The organism is Pseudomonas orientalis, assembly GCF_022807995.1.
Lineage (GTDB): Bacteria > Pseudomonadota > Gammaproteobacteria > Pseudomonadales > Pseudomonadaceae > Aquipseudomonas > Aquipseudomonas orientalis_B.
Genome location: NZ_CP094351.1, coordinates 2249676 through 2268850, shown reverse-complemented (window position 1 = coordinate 2268850; position 19175 = coordinate 2249676). Strand labels below are relative to the sequence as shown.

At 63.1% G+C, this 19175-nt stretch carries 17 protein-coding genes; 6 read left to right on the top strand and 11 right to left on the bottom strand.

Annotated elements, in window-relative coordinates:
- From MRY17_RS10175 to MRY17_RS10160, 4 genes are read right to left on the bottom strand one after another with little or no spacing between them, the layout of a single operon-like run.
- Window positions 1–825, bottom strand: coding sequence for a sugar phosphate isomerase/epimerase family protein (locus MRY17_RS10175; RefSeq protein WP_243353684.1), 825 nt, complete (start codon window positions 823–825; stop codon window positions 1–3).
- A gap of 1 nt (window position 826) precedes the next feature.
- On the bottom strand, window positions 827–2026 hold the full coding sequence (locus MRY17_RS10170) for an NAD(P)/FAD-dependent oxidoreductase (RefSeq protein ID WP_243353683.1): 1200 nt from the start codon (window positions 2024–2026) through the stop codon (window positions 827–829).
- Window positions 2027–2028: 2 nt separating this feature from the next.
- Window positions 2029–2349, bottom strand: coding sequence for a MocE family 2Fe-2S type ferredoxin (locus MRY17_RS10165; RefSeq protein ID WP_181282464.1), 321 nt, complete (start codon window positions 2347–2349; stop codon window positions 2029–2031).
- 30 nt (window positions 2350–2379) lie between these two features.
- Window positions 2380–3471 carry a fatty acid desaturase family protein gene (locus MRY17_RS10160; protein WP_243353682.1) on the bottom strand — a complete coding sequence of 364 codons (1092 nt, stop codon included), beginning with the start codon at window positions 3469–3471 and terminating at the stop codon, window positions 2380–2382.
- 161 nt (window positions 3472–3632) lie between these two features.
- Between MRY17_RS10160 and MRY17_RS10155 the strand changes: the two genes are divergently transcribed.
- Window positions 3633–4682 (top strand): LacI family DNA-binding transcriptional regulator, encoded by a 1050-nt coding sequence (locus MRY17_RS10155; RefSeq protein WP_243353681.1) that lies wholly within the window; start codon window positions 3633–3635, stop codon window positions 4680–4682.
- Between the two features lie 186 nt (window positions 4683–4868).
- On the opposite strand, the gene MRY17_RS10150 is transcribed toward MRY17_RS10155, so the two are convergent.
- A complete protein-coding gene (locus MRY17_RS10150; RefSeq protein ID WP_191955596.1) occupies window positions 4869–6830 on the bottom strand; it encodes a sigma-54 interaction domain-containing protein in 1962 nt (653 codons plus the stop codon).
- 173 nt (window positions 6831–7003) lie between these two features.
- Here MRY17_RS10150 and MRY17_RS10145 point away from each other — a divergent pair, with 173 nt between their 5' ends.
- The 3 genes from MRY17_RS10145 to MRY17_RS10135 are packed head-to-tail and all read left to right on the top strand — an operon-like array spanning window position 7004 to window position 9729.
- On the top strand, window positions 7004–8008 hold the full coding sequence (locus tag MRY17_RS10145) for a Gfo/Idh/MocA family oxidoreductase (protein WP_243353680.1): 1005 nt from the start codon (window positions 7004–7006) through the stop codon (window positions 8006–8008).
- Window positions 8005–8784, top strand: a complete 780-nt coding sequence (locus MRY17_RS10140; protein ID WP_181282469.1) for a TIM barrel protein — start codon at window positions 8005–8007, stop codon at window positions 8782–8784. The genes MRY17_RS10145 and MRY17_RS10140 overlap by 4 nt, the downstream gene beginning before the upstream one ends.
- An 18-nt stretch (window positions 8785–8802) precedes the next feature.
- Window positions 8803–9729, top strand: a complete 927-nt coding sequence (locus tag MRY17_RS10135; protein ID WP_191953505.1) for a sugar ABC transporter substrate-binding protein — start codon at window positions 8803–8805, stop codon at window positions 9727–9729.
- A gap of 460 nt (window positions 9730–10189) precedes the next feature.
- On the opposite strand, the gene yghU is transcribed toward MRY17_RS10135, so the two are convergent.
- Window positions 10190–11017: a glutathione-dependent disulfide-bond oxidoreductase gene (yghU, locus tag MRY17_RS10130; RefSeq protein ID WP_243353679.1), complete on the bottom strand. Its 828-nt coding sequence runs from the start codon at window positions 11015–11017 to the stop codon at window positions 10190–10192.
- 44 nt (window positions 11018–11061) lie between these two features.
- Window positions 11062–12288, bottom strand: a complete 1227-nt coding sequence (locus tag MRY17_RS10125) for an MFS transporter (protein WP_181285370.1) — start codon at window positions 12286–12288, stop codon at window positions 11062–11064.
- Window positions 12289–12353: 65 nt separating this feature from the next.
- On the opposite strand from MRY17_RS10125, the gene MRY17_RS10120 reads away from it, so the two are divergent.
- Complete coding sequence (locus MRY17_RS10120; protein ID WP_243353928.1) at window positions 12354–13340, top strand: AraC family transcriptional regulator; 987 nt, start codon at window positions 12354–12356, stop codon at window positions 13338–13340.
- Between the two features lie 80 nt (window positions 13341–13420).
- Here MRY17_RS10120 and MRY17_RS10115 read toward each other — a convergent pair whose 3' ends face one another.
- Window positions 13421–14188 carry an SDR family NAD(P)-dependent oxidoreductase gene (locus MRY17_RS10115; protein WP_191953507.1) on the bottom strand — a complete coding sequence of 256 codons (768 nt, stop codon included), beginning with the start codon at window positions 14186–14188 and terminating at the stop codon, window positions 13421–13423.
- 138 nt (window positions 14189–14326) lie between these two features.
- Between MRY17_RS10115 and MRY17_RS10110 the strand changes: the two genes are divergently transcribed.
- Window positions 14327–15475 (top strand): aldose epimerase family protein, encoded by a 1149-nt coding sequence (locus MRY17_RS10110; RefSeq protein WP_243353678.1) that lies wholly within the window; start codon window positions 14327–14329, stop codon window positions 15473–15475.
- Between the two features lie 116 nt (window positions 15476–15591).
- On the opposite strand, the gene araH is transcribed toward MRY17_RS10110, so the two are convergent.
- The 3 genes from araH to MRY17_RS10095 are packed head-to-tail and all read right to left on the bottom strand — an operon-like array spanning window position 15592 to window position 19073.
- Window positions 15592–16560, bottom strand: a complete 969-nt coding sequence (gene araH / locus MRY17_RS10105) for an L-arabinose ABC transporter permease AraH (RefSeq protein ID WP_124423269.1) — start codon at window positions 16558–16560, stop codon at window positions 15592–15594.
- A gap of 9 nt (window positions 16561–16569) precedes the next feature.
- Window positions 16570–18072, bottom strand: coding sequence for an L-arabinose ABC transporter ATP-binding protein AraG (gene araG, locus MRY17_RS10100; protein ID WP_243353677.1), 1503 nt, complete (start codon window positions 18070–18072; stop codon window positions 16570–16572).
- Window positions 18069–19073: a substrate-binding domain-containing protein gene (locus MRY17_RS10095; RefSeq protein ID WP_181285315.1), complete on the bottom strand. Its 1005-nt coding sequence runs from the start codon at window positions 19071–19073 to the stop codon at window positions 18069–18071. The genes araG and MRY17_RS10095 overlap by 4 nt, the downstream gene beginning before the upstream one ends.
- Window positions 19074–19175: the final 102 nt, after the last annotated feature.

Here is a 19175-nt window from a genome sequence, read left to right as displayed (position 1 = left end):
CTACGTTGTCGCCAGTGAGTGGTCCCACACCTGGCGAATCAGCGCTTTGAGCTTCAGCGCCTCGGCCCAGCGGTCACTGAGCTCTCGGCCGTCCGCGCCGGTGATCGCGTAAGGCGGAGGGCCGAGTTCGCAGGTGAACGACAGGCTTCGCGGCGTTTCGGGGCGGGCCAGCCAGTCTTCGATCCCGTAGCGCCACCAGCCGGTAAATCGTTCTACCCACGGCTGATGCTGCGGGAAATCCAGCGCCACCTGCACCTGTTCACTGCTGGCCACGCGGCCATGAAAGCCCCAGCTACGGCGCAGGATGGTACGTATCTGCTCATCGTCATCGGCGCCGCCGGGCTCGGGCAATTCGCGCCCGACCACGTAGTGGGACAAGTCCGCGAGCAGTTTCAAGTCAGGCATTTGCGCCAGCAGGTCGAGGGTGAACAGCAGATCACTGGTCAGGCGATAACGGTGGGTTTCCAGCAGGATCGGGAAATCCACCTGCTCGGCCAGGCGTTGCCAGCCCTCGATCAAACGGCCCGCCTCGGCCTGGGTACGCGCACGCACGTCGGCTTGCAGGGTAAGGTGATGACAGCCGTAACAGCTGATCACCTCCAGCGCGCGTGCCAGGTCGTCCACCGTCTGCGGAAACAGTTGGCCTTCGATCTGCAAGCCGCGCGCGGCGGTGGCCGCGTGCAGGCGTGCGACGTCGGCGGCCTGCCAGTAGTGATCGGTGACGCCATCGAAACCGGCGGCGGCGATGCGGTCCAACTGCGCCTCGAGCGGGCCGGGTTCGGTTTGCATCGCCCATAAGGATTGAAATACCAGCAATTGGCGCATATCAGCCTCGCAGCCATTGTTTGAGAGAAACAGCCGGATCAGCCAGGGCAGCCGATGACAACGGCACACGGGCGGCGATCAGGCGTTCGCACAGCTTGATGTCCCTGGCCACGCGGTTGCCCGGTGCCCAACCGCAAGCGCCCTGCAACAGTCCGTGGTCATCAAGGTAGAACAGCAGCAAGCCGCCATCGGGCAAGGGCCGGCTGGCCATGCTCGGCGTCATCACACCGACGGTCTGCAAGCCCCAGTCGTACTGGTCGGACCAGAAACCCGGCAAGGCCTCGAAAGGCAATGCGCGGCCGAGCAGATTCAAGGCCGCATGCCGCCCCTGGGCCTCGGCGTTGCGCCAGGTTTCCTGACGCTGGTACAGGCCGCCCAGACGGAACTCGCAGACGTCCCCTGCCGCGTAGATATCCGCCGCGCTGGTGCGCAACTGCGCGTCGACACGAATGCCCTGCCCCACTTCCAGCCCGGCCGCCGCCGCCAGTTCGAGATTGGGTTGCATGCCGATGCCGACCACCACCAGGTCGCACGGCAGCGTTTGCCCGTCCGCCAGGTGTACGTTTTGAGCCGCGATGGACGCCACGGCGACATTCAAGCGCACGTCCACCCCTTGCTCGCGGTGCAACGCCAGCAGCGCGTCACTGATGATCGCCGGCAATACCCTGCCCGCCAGGCGTGGCCCGGCTTCGAGCAGCGTCACCGCACAGCCCAGGCCACGCGCCGTCGCCGCCACCTCCAGGCCGATAAAGCCGCCGCCGATAACCACCAGACGAGTGCCGGGTCGTAACTGCTCGCGCAGGGCCAGGGCTTCGTCATGGGTACGCAGGTAAAGCACATTGCACTGCGCCTGCGGTAGACGCCGCGCACGGCCGCCGGTGGCCAGCAGCAATCCGCTGTAGGGCAGCCACCGGCCATCGGCCAACTGCAGCCGATGCTGCGGCGGCGCCAGCCGACTGACCGCGTTGCCCGCGACATGCTCGATACCCAGCTCGGCCAGCCGCGCGTTGTCGCACAGGCTGCACCCGGCCAGGTCCTGGCTGCCTTGCAACAGGCCCTTGGACAGGGGCGGCCGTTCGTAGGGCACGTGAGGTTCGTCGCCGATCAGGATCAGCCGACCGCTGTAACCCTCTTCGCGCAGGGTCAACGCCGCACGGCCACCGGCATGGCCGGCGCCGACGATAATCAGGGGTGCGTTCATCATCACGCCGTGACGGCGAGCAGCACCCGCCCCGCTTCGACCCGTACCGGGTAGGTTTTCAGATTGACGCACACCGGCGCGCCCAGGGCCTTGCCGGAGCGGTAATCGAAGCGTCCATTGTGCTTGGGACATTCGATTACATGGTCCATGACCAGACCGTCCGCCAAGTGGATTTTTTCGTGGGTGCACAGGCCGTCGGTGGCGAAAAATTCATTCTCGACCGAGCGAAACACCGCATAGGTGTGGGCCCCATGGTCGAAGCGCAGCACGTCCTCTTCGTCTATGTCGCCCACGGCGCAGACATCGATCCATTGATCGTTCATGGTTTTTATCTCTTATAAGGGGAAATGAACTCAGCCGGCAGAAACTTCTGCGTGCACGGAGGCAGGCGCTGATTCAGGCTGCCGTCGGATCGGACGCTGGGCGAAATAGGTCGGGTCGCTGCGCTGCTTCCAGACCGTCGGGAGGATCTCCTTGTAGGCCTCCCACAGATTGGCGTAAGGCGGCGGGCAGTCGCGACGGATCTCTTCGTGCAATTGCGCCAGTGCGTGGTATGGCACCATCGGGTACATGTGGTGCTCGAGGTGGTAGTTCATGTTCATGTAGATAAAGCGCAGCACGCGGTTCATGTAGATGGTGCGGCAGTTGCTGCGATGGTCGAGCACATCTTCGGCCAGGCCCACGTGCTGGGTAAGGCCGAACAGGTAGCCGAGCCAGGCGCCATAGATGCTCGGCAAGCCCACCAGCATCAGCGGCAGCCAGCTGTGCAGGTACAAGGCGCTGCCGATGATCAGCGCATAGAGGCCCACCCAGATGCGCGCGGCGCGAAATACCTTGGGCCATTCGGATTCGGGGATGAAATCCCGTTCCTGGGCGCTCATCCGGCCGATGGCATGGCGCGCCACGCCACTGAAGGTCTTCCACGCCAGGGGCAGATTGAACAGGCTCAGGAACATCATCAAAAAGCTCGGCGGACGCGGCTCGACGATTTCCGGGTCACGGCCGACGACGATGGTGTCGGTGTGATGCCGGGCATGGCTCCAGCGCCACACATGGGGTTCGAACAGGCACATGAAGCAGGCCACCTGGTACAGCGCGTCATTCATCCAGCGGGTCTTGAACGCCGTGCCATGACCGGTTTCGTGCCAGCGCGGGTTGGAGGCGGTGCCGTAGAGCACGCCATAGGCCAGGAAGAACGGCACGCAGGCCCAGGAGCCCCAGAACCAGTAGCCGCCAAAACCGCTGACGAACAACGCCGCGAACCAGATGGCCGTGTCGACCAGGGCCGGGCCGTCGCGGCGCTGCATCAGTTCCTTCATGCGTTTGCGCGGGACCGGCGACTGGTACCAGCGGGCCGAGACCAGGCCTTTTTCCGCGGCGCGGGCCGCCTCGGGGCCGGTCAGGCTGTAGTCGCGCCGGGCGCGGTGAGCGGTGTGTTCAGGCATTGTTATTATTCTCCGCAGCGAGTGGTTTCGGAAACTTTGCGAAACCAACCATAGAGCGCGGCTAAATCACCCTCAATACCTTGAATCCATTCCCTATCAAGCTATCATCCAGGCCCAGCGGGGCTTGATAGTTTTCTATCAAGACGCTCAAGGGGCTCGCCATGACCAACCATAAACGCCCGACCATCGCCACCGTTGCCGCCCAGGCGGGCCTCAGTGTGGCCACCGTCGACCGCGTGTTGAATGCGCGTGCGCCGGTCAATCCGGACACCGCCGAACAGGTGTTCCAGGCTGCCGAAGCCGTGGGTTATTTTGCCGCGCGGCTGATCGGCCAGCGCATTCGCGAACGGCGCCCGACCTACCGTTTCGGCATTCTCCTGCTGGGTACCGCCCAGGCGTTCTATGCCAACCTGGCGCAGTCCATCGGCGACGCGGCGCAGCATCACGCCACGGCCAACCTGAGCTGCCAGTTCGATTACATCAACGACCGCACACCCAGTGCCATCGTTACGCAAATAGAACAGTTGGCCGTGCAGTGCGACGCCCTGGCGGTGGTCAGCTTCGCCCATCCGCTGATCAATGCCTGCCTTGCGCAAATCCGCGAAGCCGGGGTGCCGGTGGTGGCATTGCTTTCGGATATTCATGAGCAAGCCCTGGAACCCTATGTGGGCCAGGACAATCACGTCGTCGGACGCACCATGGGCTGGCTGTTGGCACGGACATGCGGTGCGCGCAAGGGCAGCGTGGGCATTCTGCTCGGCGGCCATCGTTTCCTCGGGCACCAGGCACGGGTCGAAGGCCTGCACAGCTACCTGGCCGAACACGCGCCGGGGCTCAAGCCGCTGGAGCCGCTGATCAATCTGGACAACTGCGACATCACCGAGGAAGCCACCCTCGACCTGCTCAGCCGCCACACCGACCTGCGCGGGTTGTGCGTGGTGGGCGGTGGCGGTGACGGCGTGATCAACGCCCTGGCGCAACTGCCCAAGCGCCCGGCGTTGTGCTGCATCCTGCAGGAGTCCACTGCGTTGTCGCGCCAGGCGCTGAGCCGAGGGCTGATCGATGTGGTGATGGATTCGCAGCCGCGCCAGACGGCGGTGGCCCTGGTGGAGTTGCTGGTGCAATTGCAGAGCGCCGAGGGGTTCGATGCACTGCGGCATCGAGTGCATATCCCGCCGCACATCGTCACCTCGGAAAACATGGACAGCTGAGACATGGACAGCAAATGTGGGAGGGGGCTTGCCCCCGATGAGGGAGCGTCAGTGAGCACATCAGTGACTGACACATCGCCATCGGGGGCAAGCCCCCTCCCACATTTTTACCTCGGAACGTCAGGTAAATACGCATTGGCTGTCCGGCCGTCACGGGAGCAAGCGTCTTCCCACATGAGTAACCATTCAAAGCCCGCGAAAATCCCCGGCATTCAACCCGAACCGATTCATCTTGTTGTACAACCCGCCCCGGGACACGTTCAGCTGCCGGGCGGCCAGGCGGATATTGCCACCGGTGCTTTTCAGCGCGGCGGCGATGGCGTGCATTTCGTGGCTGCTCAGGTCCTGGGTGGGTTGCGGCGCATAGACATGGGCCAGTGCACGAGGCTTGCTGTCCAGCGGGAGGTCCCCCGGCTGGATCAACTCGCCCATGGCCAGGTTGGTCGCCCGTTCGATGGCGTTTTCCAGCTCGCGCACGTTGCCCGGCCAGGCATGCGCGCAAAGCAGGGCCAGTGCGTCCGGCGCGAAGCCCTGCACCGTTTTACGCAATGAGCGCGCGCAGCGCTTGAGAAAGTGCCGCGCCAGCAGCGGGATGTCGTCGCGGCGCATCCGCAGCGGCGGCACCGTCAGGTTCAGCACATTCAGTCGGTAGTAAAGGTCTTCGCGAAATGCGCCGTCGGCCACTGCCTGGCTGAGGTTGCGGTGGGTGGCGGCGATGATGCGCACATCCACCTGGCGTGCGCTTTTTGCGCCGACCCGCGCGACTTCACCTTCCTGCAACACCCGCAACAGGCTGACCTGGGCGTCGAAAGACATATCACCAATTTCATCCAGAAAGATGGTGCCGCCGTCGGCCAGCTCGAACTTGCCCGCCGAGCCGCCACGGGCCGAACCGGTGAACGCGCCCTCGACATGCCCGAACAGTTCACTCTGCACCAGGTCCCGTGGAATCGCGCCGCAGTTAACCGCCACGAACGGGCCATTGCAGCGCTCGCTCGCGTTATGAATGGCCTGAGCGAACAATTCCTTGCCGGTGCCGCTCTCACCAAGTATCAGTGTGGTGGAATCACTGCGGCTGGCGATGTGGCCCAGGCGCAAAGCGTCCTGGATTGCCTGCGACGTGCCCTGGATGGTATCGAAGGTATAACGCGCCTGGGTGCCGACAAGGCGTCGGGTGATTTCGCGGATGCGCCGGTTTTCGCGCAGCGACACAATGACCCCGCCCTGCTCCAGTGGGCACACCGAGACCAGGCAAGCCAGTTGGCTGCGATCCTGCAGCTGGAATGTGCAATCCAGGTCGCGTACAGCCTCGCCCAGCGCCTCGCTCAATTCACTGCGGCCCAGGTGCTGGAAAGGACTGCCAATCAGCTCCAGTCCCACCCCGAACAACTGCCGGGCATAGCGGTTGAGCGCCTTGATGCAGCCGCGTTCATCCACCACCACGAGGCCTTCGTTGAGCACCTCGAGCACGGTTTGCTGTTCTTCCAGCAACGCCTGCAGCGCCATCTGCCGCGACACGGCTTCAGCGGCCGCCTGCACGGTGCCCAGGGTATGAAAGTGAAACCAGCCGGGTTCGGCGGTGAGCGTCAGCACGGCCACGGTCTGGCCCTGGGCATTCTTGATCGGCGCGGCGGCGCAGTGCATACGGCGTTGACGCAGGCCGACCGCGAAGTTTTCTTCGGCCAGCACATACACCAGATGATCTTCAGCCAGCGCCAGGCCGGTGCAGTTGGTGCCCTGCACCGATTCGAGCAGGCGACTGCCCACGGGGGTGATGTCCAGCCCGCAGAAATACAAGGTGGTGCCGTGGGCGTCAGTGAGGTTGATATGCCCGCGCGGGTTGTACGCCAGCAAGCCCTGCATGACCTGCGCGGCGGCGTCGATCAGCACGCGGTGGCGGGCCAGCGTGACCGTGAGGCGGTCGGCGACAACGAAGCGATACGCGTTGTCGGCTGGATCAATGCCGGCCTCGGCGCTGCGCCGCCACGAATCCCAGATCGTTTGACGCACCTCGGGCGGGCGCTGCACCTGGCCGCGCAGGCAGGCCTGCCACGCCTGCTGCAATGCCGCGACCGGGCCATCGTTCAGCGCGGCGGGGCCCAGCGCCGTCAGGTAATCGAGGTCTTGCGCACTGATCGCCACGCTCATAAGCAGTTTCCATGTTCATATTTTCGACATGTCAGCATAGACATGTCTTTTAAATGAACACTATTTTTTTAAAATCCATTAAAAATCAGTAACCTGGATTTTGGCACAGCCCTTGCTCCTGCCCCTTTGCCCGACAGGATTGTCCTGAGGCCAACAATAAAAAGGGGTCATACATGAATACCAAACACATTCGCCTGGGCTTGATCGGCGCCGGTCGCATGGGCAGCTTCCACGGCCTCACGGCCGCCCGCCACATCCCCGGCGCCTGCCTGACCGCCATCGCCGACCCTAACCCAGGGCAAGCCGCACGTCTGGCGGCGGAGCTGGATGTGGACAAGGTCTACACCGATCCACAGCAACTGCTCGACGACCCGGACATCGACGGCATCCTCATCGCCGCTCCCGCCCGCAGCCATGCCGAACTGGTGATCAGCGCCGCCCGCGCCGGCAAGGGGATTTTCTGCGAGAAACCCATGGCCATCACCCTCGAGGAAGCCGACCGCGCTATCGCCGCCGCCGCCGATGCCCGTGTGACCCTGCAGGTCGGCTTCAACCGGCGTTTCGCCAAGAGCTTTCGCAGCGCCCACCTTGATGTTGCGGCAGGACGCATCGGCACCCCGCAGTTGCTGCGCTCGCTGACCCGCGACCCGGCGCTGAACAACCCTGGCGCCTCACCGCAATGGGTGATTTTTCTGGAAACCCTGATCCATGACTTCGACACCCTGCGCTACCTCAACCCCGGTGCCGAAGCGGTGCAGGTGCAGGTGATGGCCGACGCCCTGATCGCACCGGAATACAAAAGCCGAGGTTTGCTCGACACCGCCGTGGTCACGATTCGCTTCGATAACGGTGCGATTGCCACCGCCGAAGCCAGCTTCCAGGCGGTGTATGGCTACGACGTACGCGGTGAAGTGTTCGGCAGCGCCGGCATGCTGACCATGGGCGGCGTGCAGGCATCGGACCTGGTGCGCTACCAGGCCCAAGGCATCCAGGCCGACACCCAGCGCCTGGACACCGACCTGTTGCGCGATGCCTACATCGCCGAGCTCAACCACTTTGTCGACTGCCTGCGCAGCGGCGCCACCCCCCTGGCCAGCGGCGAAGATGCCCGCGCCGCCCTGGCGATTGCGCGCGCGTGTATCGAGTCCTACGAGCAAGGCACGGCGGTGAGCCTGTGATCCCGTTCAAGCTGGCGGTCAGTGCCGAGATGGTGTTCCTTGACCTGCCGTTCGTGGAGCGGGTCAAACGCATTCATGCGTTGGGTTTCAGCGCCGAAATCTGGAGCTGGGCAGACAAGGACATCAACGCCCTGGCCGCGACTGGCGCGGACTTCACCTCGATGACCGGCTATATCAGCGGCACGCTGACCGACCCTGACGGTGTCCGCCACTTGCTCGACAGCGCCCGCGAATCCTTGCGCGTTGCCGAGCGCCTCAACTGCCCCAGCCTCAATCTGCACGGTACCGGCCTGGGTGAAGGCGGCCTGCCGGTGCAGCCCGTCAGCCGGACCACCGGGCGCATGTGGCTGAGCGCCTGCAAGACCCTGGAAAAGATCGCGCGCCTGGGCGAGGACGCCGGCCGCGTGTTCCTGCTGGAAAACCTCAACACCGAGGTCGACCACCCCGGCACCCCGTTCGCCCGCGCCGACGACACCCTGGCGTTGATCGAAGCCGTGGGCAGCGCGCATTTGAAGATGAACCTGGACCTGTACCACGCGCAGATCGGCGAAGGCAACCTGATCGAGCTGATCCAGCGCGCAGGCCCCGCCATCGGCGAAATCCAGGTGGCCGACGTGCCCGGACGCCGAGAGCCCGGCACCGGCGAAATCCACTACCCGGCGATTGCCCGGGCGCTGCATGCCATGGGCTACAGCGGCGTGGTCGGCCTGGAAGGCTGGGCCAGCGGCGACAGCAACATGGCCCTGGAGCGTTTCCGCCAGGCGTTCACCCTATAACAACAAGAGGAACACCTCATGCATCGCTATTCATTGATCGTGGCCACATTGTTACTGCTGTTGAGCCAATCGAGCTTCGCCGCGTATCGCATCGGCGTGAGCATCGCGCGGGTCGACGATAACTTCATGACCTACGTGCGCACCGGCGTTGAAGCGGCCGCCACGCAACAGGACGTGCAAATCCAGTTCGAGGACGCTCAGGGTGACGTGGTGCGTCAGCTCAATCAGGTCGAGGGCTTCCTCAACCAGAACGTCGACGCGGTGATCGTACTGCCGGTGGACACCGCCGCCACCGCCAACATCACCCGCGCCGCCGTCGCCAGTAAAACCCCGCTGGTGTACGTCAACCGTCACCCGGATGAGCGCACATTGCCCAAGGGCGTGGTCACCGTAGCGTCCAACGACATTGAAGCCGGGCAATTGCAGATGCGCTACCTCGCGCAAAAGCTCGGCGGCAAGGGCAACGTGGCGATCATCATGGGCGACCTGGCGCAAAACGCCACACGCGACCGCACCGAAGGCGCCCGGCAGGTGCTCAAGGACTTTCCCGGCATCAGAATCGTTGAGCAGCAAAGTGCCGAATGGCAACGCAGCAAGGCCATGGACCTGACCAGCAACTGGCTGCTGGCCGGCACCCAGTTCGATGCGATCGTGGCCAACAACGATGAAATGGCGATTGGCGCGGCCATGGCTTTACAGCAGGCGGGCAAGGCCAAGGGTGAGGTAGCGATTGTGGGTATCGACGGTTTGCCCGATGGGCTGGCGGCAATCCGGCGCGGCGTGCTCAGCGCATCGGTGTTCCAGGACCCCAAAGCCCAGGCGACCCAGGCCGTGCAGGCAGCCGTGCGGATGATCAAAGATGAGCCGATCGAATCGGAAGTGTGGGTACCGTTCGAACTTATAAAGCCCGAACAGGTGGCCGTCTTCGAGCAACGCTACAAATAAATCAAAGCCAAGAAAATCCACATGTGGGAGGGGCGGTGCGACGATTCGACTTGCCCCCTCCCACACAAACAGCGTACCCACGATGCGAAGCGAGCCGCTCTTGATCTTGATCTGCTTTTGATCTCAGGCGCCCCGTTAAACCACGCTGGCCGAACGCAGGCTTGAATCCGTGGGTAACCCGGCAGGACGCCGGGTTAGCCGCACTGGGCCAGGGATGGCCCATTGCGGCGGCCCACGGATTCAAGCCGGAGAGAGGGCACACCGAGCCCAAGCGAGGTGCCGAGTGGTGGGGCAAGAGCGTTTTGCTTACTTTTGCGCTTTTCAAAAGTGAGCCGCTGTAAAAGCGGAACCCTAAGTGGCCGTTACCTAAATAATGGATATGTACTCGGTCTGATCCAAGATACTGGCCAGCCCAGAGACCGCCATCGGGGGCAAGCCCCCTCCCACATTTGGATTTCACTCAGTCCAGATCACGTGCATCATGGCGCTCGGCCAACTGATCGTCACCCGACACCCGATTCACCCGCCGCCCGCGCTGCACCGCCGGCCGCGCATCGATGGCATCGGCCCAGCGCAACACATGCTTGTACTCATGCACCGACAAAAACTCCGCCGCCCCATACAACCGCCCTTTCACCAAGCCGCCATACCAAGGCCAGATGGCGATATCGGCGATCGTGTATTCATCCCCGGCAATGTACTCGCTCACCGCCAGGCGCTTGTCCAGCACATCCAGCTGACGCTTGGCCTCCATGGCAAAGCGATTGATCGGGTACTCCATCTTGCTCGGCGCATACGCATAGAAATGCCCGAAGCCGCCGCCCAGATACGGCGCGCTGCCCATCTGCCAGAACAGCCACGACAAGCACTCGGCGCGCGCCGTGGGTTCGGTGGGGAAGAATGCACCGAATTTCTCGGCCAGGTACTGCAGGATCGCGCCCGACTCGAACACGCGGATCGGCGCTGCGCCGCTGTGATCCATCAACGCCGGAATCTTCGAGTTCGGGTTGACGCCCACGAAGCCGCTGCCGAACTGGTCGCCGTCGCCGATCTTGATCAGCCAGGCGTCGTATTCGGCGCCGGTGTGCCCGAGAGCCAGCAACTCTTCGAGCAGGATGGTGACCTTCTGCCCGTTGGGCGTGGCCAGGGAATACAGCTGCAAGGGGTGCTTGCCCACCGGCAACGCTTTTTCATGGGTGGCGCCGGCGACAGGCCGGTTGATGCTGGCGAAGGTGCCGCCGCTTTCGGCGTCCCAGGTCCAGACCTTGGGGGGTACGTAGTCAGCCATGCTCAATGCTCCTAGGGCGTTTGCGATCAACGAAGGGTTTCAGACTAAACCAAAGACTGATGGCGCGTCACACCCAGGTCCCCTTCTTGCCCTGGAACCTGCACACGCAGTGCGATGAGTAAGGCTGCGAGCAGCATCAACACACCCGCACCGGCAAACACGCCACCAATGCCGCTGACGCTGAACATCAACCCGCCACCGGCAGCGCCCGCGGCGATGGCCGACTGCACCGACGCGACCACCATGCCTCCGGCACTTTCGGCCTGGTCCGGCACCGCACGCGCAACCCAGTTCGACCACGCCACCGGCACACCGCCAAACGCCATGCCCCATAGCGCCAGGAGCAATGCCTGGGTCGGCAGTGACGCAGGCAGCAACACCAGCGCCAGTGCCGCAATACCCACCAGCACCGGCATCAACACCAGCGTTGCGCGTGGGTGGCGCACCAGCAACCAACCGGCGACCAGCGTGCCGGCAAAATTCGCTACGCCGAACCCCAGCAGCATCAGCGCCAGCCCTTGCGTACCGACCCCGGTGGTGCTTTCCAGGAACGGCCTAATATAGGTGAACAGCGCGAAATGCGCGGTGTGCACCAACACGCAGCCGAACATGCCCATGGCGATGCCGGGGCGCAGCAGCACTTGCAGCACGGTGCGCAGGCGCGCGGTGCCGTTCGGTGCCAGGCGCGGCAGCGTGAACGACTGGAACGCCAGGGTTACCAGGCCAACGGCGGCGGCCGCGATAAACGCACTGCGCCAGCCGTACAGGCCACCCAGGTAGCTGCCCAGCGGCACGGCGACCACGGTGCCCAGCGCGATACCGCTGAAAATGATCGACAGCGCACGGGGCAACGACGCTGCGGGCACCAGGCGCATCGCCACCGCCGCCGCCATGCTCCAGAAACCGCCGAGGGCAATGCCCAGCAGGATGCGCATCAACAACAGCACCGTCAGGCTGGAGGACAACGCCACCAGCAGGTTGGAGGCGATCATCAGCGTGGAAAAGCCCAGCAGCACAATGCGCCGGTCAATACCACGGGTCAGCCCCGGCACCAGCAAACCGGCAAACAGCGCCACTACCGCCGTCACCGTGACGGCTTGCCCGGCCAGCGCCTCTGTGACGCCCAGGTCCAGGGCCATCGGCGTCAACAGGCTGGCCGGCAAGTACTCCGCCGTGAGCAAGCCGAACACCCCCATCGCCAGGGAAAATACCGCCAGCCAGGCTGGCTCCGCCACAACGCCCGCAGACGCATGGGCTGCACAATCGGTCATAAAAAGTCTTCCTGCAGTCATTAACGTGGCCTTCAGTCTAGGTAGGCCGGTCAGGATGATCTATGATGCAGAACCTTGAATCCTTGACTGAAACCCCGAAAATGACTTCAGTGGATGCTTTCACCGCTTCTTCCGACTTGATCAATGAGTTGCTGCGCGGCATGCGCCTGCGGGGTGTGCAGTACCGGCGCATCCAGGCCGGGCCTACGTTCGGAATCGGTTTTGACGCCAAGCCGGGCCACGCCTATTTCCACTTTCTCGCGGCCGGCCGCGCCACGCTGCGTGCCGAGGACGGCAGCCTTTTCGCACTGTCGGCCGGCAATGCGGTGTTCGTCTCCCATGGTGGCGCGCACGCGTTGCTGTCCGCAGAGGATGCCGCTGTGCAGGACATCAGCCAGTTCGACAGCGCACCGCTGGGGGATACCGTCTGCGCCGTGGATGCATCACCCGATACCGTTCCCGACAGGCTGCTGTTCAGTGCATGCATGGAGTTTGAGCTCGGCAGCCTTCAGGGGCTGGGCAACCTGATGCCGGCCCTGATGCTGATTGATACCGCAGGCCAGCGTTATCCAGGGCTGATGCCGATCCTGGCGGTCATGGAACGCGAAGTGTCCACGGCGCGCGTGGGCTATCCCGGTATTCTCGCGCGCCTCGCCGATGTGGTGGCGGCGATGATTGTACGGGGCTGGGTCGAGTGCGCTTGTGGCAACGCCTCGGGCCTGGCGGCGGCGTTGCGCGACCCGCGCCTGGCCCGCGCCCTGCTCGCTTTGCACCAGCAACCGGGCCACGACTGGAGCGTGGCGGAGCTTGCCGACCAGTGTCATACCTCGCGCTCGGTGTTCGCCGATCGCTTCCAGGCCGTGCTCGGCGTACCGCCGCTGCGCTACGCCACGCAACTGCGCATGCGCCTGGCCAGCCAATGGCTGACCCTGGAGCGCATGCCCATCGAAACCGTGGCGCAGCGCCTCGGCTACACCTCCCAGGCGGCGTTCAGCCGTGCCTTCAAGCGCATTACCGGACAGCCGCCCGGCGCAGCCAGGCGTTCGATATGAACGACTGGATCGCTTGACCGAAGGCTATTCAAATGTGGGAGGGGGCTTGCCCCCTCCCACATTTGGACAGTTGCGTGGGCCTACACCCAGCCACCATCGACGATAAAGTTCTGCGCCGAACACATCGCCGAGGCGTCGGAAGCCAAAAACAGCGCCATATTGGCAATATGCTCCGGCATCACGCTGCCCGGCAGGCACTGGCTGCGGGCGATCAGCTCACGGGCTGCGTCGTCTACCCACATGGCCAATTGTTTTTCCGTCATCACCCAGCCCGGCACCAGCGTGTTGACGCGAATGTGGTGCGGCCCCAGCTCCCGGGCCAGGCCGCGGGTCATGCCATGGGCGGCAGCCTTGCTGGCGGCGTACACCGGGTAGCCGGCGGAGGCCATCATCCAGCCGACGGAGCCCAGGTTGATGATCGAGCCGCCACCGGCATGCTTCATCATCGGTACCACGGCCTTGGCGGCAAAGAACGCGTGCTTGAGGTTGACCGCAATCAGGCGGTCGAACATCTCCGAGTCGATTTCCTCCAGGGTATGACGCACATCGTTCGCGGCGTTGTTGACCAGCACCGTGATCGGGCCCAGGGAATGCTCGAAGCGCCCAATCGCGGCGCGGTAGCCAATCTCGTCGGTGATATCGCAGCATTCGAACTCGACGGTATGCCCCTTGGAATTGAGCAGCGCAGCCAGGCGTTCGCCCTGGCTTTGTGCGCGGTCCACAAACGCCACCTTGGCGCCTTGGGCCGCGAAGGCCCGCACCATGAATTCGCCGATGCCGGAAGCCCCGCCGGAGATCATTACGGTCTTGCCCTTGAGGTCGGGATACAGGGCGTGCTCAGTACTCATAACGTGATGCCTCGATCAATTAGTCTTATTTTATTTTACGAAATCGGCGTTAAAGGCTATAAATTCGCTGTCCAAGTGACGAAATATCGCACATTAGTAGAACTATTCAATCCTAAAACAACAAAAGGAAGTTCGACCATGAAGCACCCTCGATACCTGCTGTCCGGCCTGGCACTGTCCATGCTGATCGCCAGCGGCGGCGCTCAGGCCGCCGGCCTGAGCAGCGAACACAAACCCTTTGGCAAAACCAATGACGGTACTCCTGTCGAACAATACGTGTTGCGTAACAGCCATGGCATGCAAGCCACGGTGATTACCTACGGCGGTGTGCTGCAGTCGCTCAAGGTGCCGGACAAACACGGCAAGGTCGACGACGTGGTACTCGGCTTCGATGACGTGCAGGGCTACCAGGCCGGCACCGCGTTTTTCGGCGCGACCATCGGCCGCTTCGGCAATCGCCTGGCCGGCGGCGCCTTCGAACTCGATGGCAAACGCTACCAGGTACCGCTCAACGATGGCCCCAACTCGCTGCATGGCGGCGCCCAGGGCTTCGACAAGCAGGTGTGGAAAGCCGAGTCGGTCAAGGACAAGGACTCAGTCGGCGTGAAGCTCAGTTACCTGTCCAAGGACGGCGAGATGGGTTTCCCCGGCAACCTGAAAACCGAAGTCACCTACCGCCTCAACGACAAGAACGAACTGCACATCGACTACAAGGCCACCACCGACAAACCGACCGTGCTCAACCTCACCAACCACAGCTATTTCAACCTGGCCGGCGCCGGAAATGGCGACATCCTCAAGCAGGTCGCCACCCTGCACGCCAGCCATTACACCCCGGTGAACGCCACCCTGATCCCCACCGGCGAACTGGCGCCGGTCAAGGGCACGCCGATGGATTTCCTCAAGCCTACCGCCATCGGCCAGCACATTAAGGACGACCATCCGCAGCTCAAGTTTGCCGAACCGAAACAGGGCGGGTTCGACTTCAACTGGGCCTTGGATACCAAGGGTGACGTCAAGCAGCTGGCGGCCGATGTGCATGACCCTGAGTCGGGCCGGCGCCTGCAGCTCTACACCAGCGAGCCAGGCGTGCAGTTCTATACCAGCAACTTCCTGGACGGTTCGATGAAGGGCAAGGGCGGCAAGGCGTACCAGCATTGGAGCGGGTTCACCCTGGAGACCCAGCATTTTCCGGACGCGCCTAACCAGCCCACGTTTGCCTCGACCCGCTTGAACCCGGGGCAGACCTACACCCAGAACACCGTCTTCAAGTTCAGCGCCGATTAAAACTGTGGGAGGGGGCTTGCCCCCGATTGCGGTGGGTCAGCTACAGATGCATCAACTGACCCACTGCTATCGGGGGCAAGCCCCCTCCCACATTTTGATCCTCATATGGCTTGGGATCAGCGTTGTTTCATGCGGTCGATGACCACGGCCAGCAGCAGGATCGAGCCGCGGATCACGTACTGGTAGAAGGTATCGATGTTCTTGAGGTTCATCGCGTTCTCGATGATCGCCAGGATCAACACCCCGGCAATCACATGGCGGATCATGCCGATACCGCCACTCAATGACACCCCGCCCAGCACACAGGCCGAAATCACCGTCAGCTCGAAGCCCTGGCCGATCATCGGCTGGCCGGAGGTCATGCGCGAGGCCAGGATCACCCCGGCCAACGCGCCGATCAAACCGTGCACGGCGAAGATCAGGATCTTGGTGCGATCAACGTTCACGCCGGCCAGCAATGCCGCTTCCGGGTTACCGCCGATGGCCATGGTGTTGCGCCCGTAGGTGGTGTAATTGAGCAACCAGCCGAAGAACAGAAAGCACACGATGGTGATCAGGATCGGCACCGGCACGCCGAACAGCTGGCCGTTGCCGAACACGAAGAACTGATCCTGGGACACGCCCACCGCTTTGCCGTCGGCAAAGATATAAGCCAGGCCACGCACGATCTGCATGGTCGCCAAGGTGGTGATCAACGCGTTGACCCGCAGCTTGGCAATCACGATGCCGTTGATCAAGCCCACCATCAGGCCCATCAACAGCGCCGCGCCGATGCCCAGCATCACGCTGTCGGTGTCGCGCATCACAATCGCCGCCACCACACCGGCGCAGGCAATCACCGAGCCCACCGACAAGTCGAAATGCCCCGACGCCAGGCAGAACAGCATGGTGCACGCGGCAATGCCCACTGTGGAAATCGCCAGGCCCAGCCCGCGCATGTTCAGCGGCGAGAGGAAGTTGTCGATCAGCAAGGCGCACAGCACAAAGATGCCCACCGCCGCCAGCAGCATGGCCCAGTTGTCGAGCAATGCGCGTAGATCGAGGGGTTTGCGTGCCGGGGGTAATGCGTTCTCTTGAATGGTCATGGTCGTCTCTCAGTTCGCCAGGCTACGCGGCAAGGCCAGCTGCAGCAGGTTGGATTCAGTCGCGTGTGCGCGCAGTTGTTCACCGCGCATGGAGCCTTCGCACAGCACCAGGATGCGGTCGGAAATGCCCATCACCTCCATCAGGTCGCTGGACACCACGATCACCGCAATGCCTTGCGCCGCGAGGTTGTGGATGATCTGGTAGATCTCGGCCTTGGCGCCGATGTCGATGCCGCGCGTGGGCTCGTCCAGCAGCAGCACCTTCATCGGCATCGACAGCCAGCGGCCGAGAATAGCCTTTTGCTGGTTGCCGCCTGAGAGGTACATGATCTTCTGGGCCGCGTTCGGGGTCTTGACCTTCATCGCCTTGATCTGATGCTCGGCGTTGCCCTTCTCCCAGCCATCGCGCAACAGCCAGCCGAACGCCGAATGCGCGCCACGGGCACTGATGTTGATGTTCTCGGCGACGCTGGACAGTGGAATGATGCCCTCCTTCTTGCGGTCTTCCGGGCACAGCAACACACCGGCCGCGATGGCATCGCGCGGTGAGCGCAACTGCAGCGGCTCACCGCACAGTTCCAGGTTGCCGGCACTGGCACGCTCCAGGCCACTGAGCAGCCGGAACAGCTCCGTGCGCCCTGCCCCCACCAGCCCGAACAGGCCGAGGATTTCGCCTTTGCGCACGTTGAAACTGATCGGCTCGCGCAGGCCGGGGCCGAGCAGGCCGTCGACCTTGAGCGCCACTTCGCCGTGCTCGCGCGGGCGATAATCGTAGATGTCCTGGATATCGCGGCCGACCATGCAGGTCACCAACTGGTCATGAGTCAGCGCGCTCATGTCTTCGAAGGTGCGCACGAAGCGGCCATCCTTGAACACCGTCACCGCATTGCAGATACGGAACACTTCTTCCATGCGATGGGACACGTAGAGCACCACTTTGCCCTCATCGCGCAGGCGCGTGATGATCGCCATCAAGCGGTCGATTTCCCGCGCCGAAAGGCTGCTGGTCGGTTCATCGAAGGCGATCACATGGGCGCCACGGGACAGCGCCTTGGCGATTTCCACCAATTGACGCTGGCCCAGGGACAGGCGGCCGAGTTTCTCCTCGGGATCGATTTCATCGGCCAGGCCTTTGAGACAGGCCAGCGCCTGCTGGCGCAGCAGGCCCCGGTTGACCACGCCGAAGCGTGACGGCATATGCCCGAGGAACAGGTTCTCGGCCACGGTCATTTCCGGCACCAGGTGCAGCTCCTGGTGGATCACCGCCACGCCGCTGGCGATGCTGTCGGCGGCGTTCTTGAAGGCCATGACCTGCTCGCCGATCTGCACCGTGCCGCTGCTGGGGATATAGGCGCCGCCGAGGATCTTCAGCAGCGTCGATTTACCCGCGCCGTTCTCGCCCATCAAGGCATGCACCTGCCCTGGGTGGGCGGTGAAGCTGATGCCATCGAGCGCCTTGACCCCAGGGAAGGTTTTGCCGATACCGTCAAAACGCAGGGCCGCAGCGGTCATTTCCACAGCCCGATCTTGGTCAGTTCTTCCTGGAAGTTGGCGCGAGTGATCAGGGTTACTTCGTCCATGGCGGTGTACTTCGGCGGTTCAGTGCCCTTGGTGATCCACTCGTACATCATCTCGGCGGTTTTGTAGCCTTCGATATGCGGGCTGGGCAGCATCGAGCCAAAGAAGCCGCTGTTGGGTTTCTTCAATTCGCCGATGGCGTCGGTGCCATTGATGCCGATGCCGATCACGTTGGCCGCCGCAAAACCAGCGCTTTCGGTAGCGCGTACGCCGCCCAGCACGGTGTTGTCGTTCATGCCTCCGATGATCAGGTTTTTCGCGCCGCGCGGCAGCTTGACCAGGGCCGAGTTGGTGGCATCCATACTGCCCGGAACGTCGAGGGTTTTCAGCGCAGCGGTGAGGATGTGGTCCTTGGGAATGCCGGCTTCTTCCAGGGATTTGATCGAGCCGTCGGTGCGTTTCTTGCCGGTGTCGAGTTCGTTGAAGGTGTTGACTACCGCGTAGGTGTCCTTCCAATCCCAGCCGCGTTTTTTCGCTTCGGCGGCCATGGCCGCGCCCTGCTTCTGGCCGACTTCAAAAGCCGCCATGCCCAGGTAAGGCACGTCTTCCATGAAATTGCCCTTGGCATCGACGAAGCGGTCATCCACGGCCATGACTTTCATATCGTTGAGCTTGGCCTTGGCGACGATGGCCGGGCCCAGGGACACGTCCGGCGGGCAGATCACAAAACCCTTGGCGCCGTTGGCGGCCAGGCTGTCGATGGCCGAGAGGGTTTTCTCGCCGTCGGGTACGGCGATCTTGATCAGTTTGAAGCCTTTGTCCTGGGCGGCTTTCTCGGCAAAGGCCCATTCAGTCTGGAACCACGGTTCCTCGGCCTGCTTGACCAGGAAACCGATTTTCACTTCTTCAGCGGCCAGCAACAGCCCGCTCAAGCTCATGGCCGAGACCGCCACAGCGGCGCAGCACAGGGAACGCAAACCACGACGACGATTCATACGGGTGACTCCTTGTTGTTGTTTTGTGTTTTTATGTAGGAGCGAGCTTGCTAGCGAAGAACGTCAACGCTGACGCGGTCATTCAGGGCGAACGCAGCGCTC